The sequence below is a fragment of the Pseudomonas emilianonis genome, from assembly GCF_023072625.1.
Taxonomy (GTDB): domain Bacteria; phylum Pseudomonadota; class Gammaproteobacteria; order Pseudomonadales; family Pseudomonadaceae; genus Aquipseudomonas; species Aquipseudomonas paraveronii.
On record NZ_JAKNRV010000520.1, the window covers coordinates 1 to 2,761 of the forward strand.

General features: G+C 62.8%; 5 protein-coding genes. 4 read left to right on the plus strand and 1 reads right to left on the minus strand.

The genetic code is table 11. The annotated features are described in order from the left end of the window. The 3 genes from L9Z73_RS28670 to L9Z73_RS28680 all read left to right on the plus strand — a co-directional run. The coding region (locus L9Z73_RS28670; RefSeq protein ID WP_247408174.1) for a LysR substrate-binding domain-containing protein at positions 1-662 on the plus strand (662 nt) is incomplete at its 5' end. Further along, positions 659-1,195 (plus strand): adenylate kinase, encoded by a 537-nt coding sequence (locus tag L9Z73_RS28675; RefSeq protein ID WP_247408176.1) that lies wholly within the window; start codon positions 659-661, stop codon positions 1,193-1,195. The genes L9Z73_RS28670 and L9Z73_RS28675, both read left to right, overlap by 4 nt. A gap of 21 nt (positions 1,196-1,216) precedes the next feature. Further along, positions 1,217-1,894, plus strand: coding sequence for a GNAT family N-acetyltransferase (locus L9Z73_RS28680; RefSeq protein ID WP_247408178.1), 678 nt, complete (start codon positions 1,217-1,219; stop codon positions 1,892-1,894). A gap of 11 nt (positions 1,895-1,905) precedes the next feature. Here the strand turns inward: L9Z73_RS28680 and L9Z73_RS28685 are convergent, their stop codons facing one another. Beyond that, positions 1,906-2,517 (minus strand): TetR/AcrR family transcriptional regulator, encoded by a 612-nt coding sequence (locus tag L9Z73_RS28685; protein ID WP_247408180.1) that lies wholly within the window; start codon positions 2,515-2,517, stop codon positions 1,906-1,908. 69 nt (positions 2,518-2,586) lie between these two features. Here L9Z73_RS28685 and L9Z73_RS28690 point away from each other — a divergent pair. After that, positions 2,587-2,761: NAD(P)H-dependent oxidoreductase (locus L9Z73_RS28690; RefSeq protein WP_247408182.1), on the plus strand; the 175-nt coding region annotated here is incomplete at its 3' end.

The following is a 2,761-nucleotide window of genomic DNA, read 5'->3' on the forward strand; positions in this document are numbered from 1 at the left end:
AGGACGCCCAGGCCGTGTTGCGCCCGGCGCAAGCTCTGGCGATGGCCCAGGTGTTGCGTACCTTCACCCTGCGCACCAGCGACGAATTCGTCGAACGCTTCGGCCCGGCGCTGCTCGACCGTATTGCCAAGGACGCCCCCGGTGTGCGCCTGCGTTTCGTCAATAAGACCGACAAAGACAATGCGCCGCTGCGCGAAGGCAGCGTCGACCTGGAAATCGGCGTGGTCGACCCCACGGCCAGCCCCGAAGTGCTGACCCAGGCGCTGTTTCGCGATCGCCTGATTGGCGTAGTGCGCAGCGACCATCCCCTGAGCCAGGGCGACGTCAGCGCTGCACGGTTTGCCGAGGGTCGACACATCTACGTGTCCCGCCGCGGCCAGGACCGTGGCCAGATCGACGACGCCCTCGAAGCCCAAGGCCTGACGCGGCAGATAGGCAGCATCGTCGCGAGCTTTTCCAGCGCCATCGCCTTGGCCCGCAACACCGACCTGATTGCCGCCGTGCCCGAACGCTACACCCCAGATCAGCACGATCTGTTCTGTTTTGCGCTGCCGGTGTCGTTACCCGCATTCACCGTGGCAATGCTCTGGCACCCACGGTTGGACGCCGACCTGGCCCATCGTTGGCTGCGCGGTTGTTTGCGCGAGGTCTGTGGGCAATGACGTTGCGAATCTATCTGACCGGCGCAGCAGGCGCGGGTGTCACCACCTTGGGCAGGGCGCTGGCGTCTGCCCTGCAACTGCCGCATTTCGATGTCGACGACTATTACTGGTACCCCAGCGATCCGCCGTATACGCAAGCACGTCCGCCGAACGAGCGTGTCAGCCGACTCAACCAGGCGTTGGCTGACGGGCGGTGGGTGTTGTCGGGGTCTTTGGATGGCTGGGGCGATGACGTGATTAAAGACGTTGGCTTGGTGGTGTTTGTCGACACCGCCACCGCTGTGCGGTTCGCGCGGGTCAAGGCGCGGGAAACCCAGCGCTTTGGTGCGCGCATTCTGCCCCAAGGCGATATGTATGCGAGCCACCAGGCGTTTATGGCATGGGTCGCCGGTTATGAAACGGCCGCATTTGCCGGGCGCAGCCGGCCGCGCCATGAAGCGTGGTTTGCTCAGGTGCGACCGCCGTCTGTGCGGGTGGATGGCAGCCTATCGATCCCGAACCTGCTGCAACAGGTACAATCGCGCCTGTCTTGACGCGAAACCCCAGGAATTTGCATGTTCAGCCTTACCCGCTACACCACGCCGTGCCCCGAGCCGATCAACAGCCAGATCCTGCAGATGGTGGTGGACAACCTCACCGACATCAGCAGCGTGGCTTTGCCGCCGAGTAACCTGCTCTACAACATTTACCAATATGCCATCGGCTTTGAGGTGCATTTGTACCTGCAGGCGCTGGACGGGTCGAAGGGGATCGCGGTCGAACTGATCGTCGCGACGTCTGCGCAAGACCCGGAACACGTCATTGGCTTTTTGCTGTACTTGCCGGTCAAGGACGACCCTGACGCCTGTGGTGTGGCGTTCATGGCCGTACAGGCAGGCTCCAGGCGCCAGGGCGTGGCGCGGGGAATGATGCAAGACCTATTGGTGCGTTACCCTCACGCGGAATTGGCGTGTGCCGTGGAAAAAGTCCCGGCCTTCGCGGCGATGGGCTTTCAGGTGCGCGGCGCCCGCGGCACGCAGGTGCTGATGAACACCCGCGACTACGCCACCGATGGCTTGATGGGTGTGCTGGACGTGGCCTCCATCTATAGCTCATTGGAAGTGCGGCAGATTCATACCTACCTGCTGCAAAAGCACGGCAAACGCGCCATGGTGGATGCCGAGAAGCAACGCGACCGGCACCTGGATCAACTGGCGCATAAGGCCCGGCTGTTTGTGCAGGCGCGAGGCTGAAAAAGAGCCTTTCACCTGCCCCTGCGTGCCCCACGATTGACCATCGCCAGAATGCTCGCCAACAACTCCTGCTGCGCTTCTTCACGGCTGAGCTCGCCGCTGGCCGCCGCGTGGGACAGGGCTTCTGCCGCCCCCAGCATGGCCCGCAGACCGGCCTGGGACACGCTACCGCCGGGGCTAAACGGGGCCAGTGCATCGCGGCACTTATCGAGAAAGATCGCTTCGTACTTGCGCTTGAGGGTTTCCAACTCCGGCGAACTGCTCAGCGCTGCAATGACCCCCGGAATTTCCCGACCTTGCAGTAACACGCAGTCGACATAGGACGAGGCGATCACCCACGCGCGATTCTCCAGGGTCGGGCTGCTGGCTTCGATCGCGTCGGCAAACACCTGGTTCTGGCGCCCGTCGAAATCCTCATACAGCGCCGCCAGCAACCCTGCGCGGGTAACGAAATGGTCATAGACCACCGGCTTGGTCACGCCCGCCCGTTCCGCCAGGTGGCCGAGGGTCAGGGCTTCGGTGCCTGCTTCACGCACCAGTTGCCAGGCCACGTCCAACAATTGACGCAGACGATCTTCACGCGACAGACGACGACGTGGGGCAGGGGATTGACTGCTTGACATGCTTATATACCAAAAGTAACTTACCAAAGGTAACTTAAGCCCAGCATAAACCCAACGGGAGTCACTGTCATGCACGCCCTGATCGTTGTAGCTCATCACGACCCGCAATCCCTCACCCACGGCCTGGCCGCGCAAGTCGCCGCAGGGCTGAGTGCGTCCGGTCATTCGTTCGAAATCGCCGACCTCGCCGCCGAAGGCTTCGACCCGCGCTATACCGCCGCCGACCAGCGCGTACACCGTACCA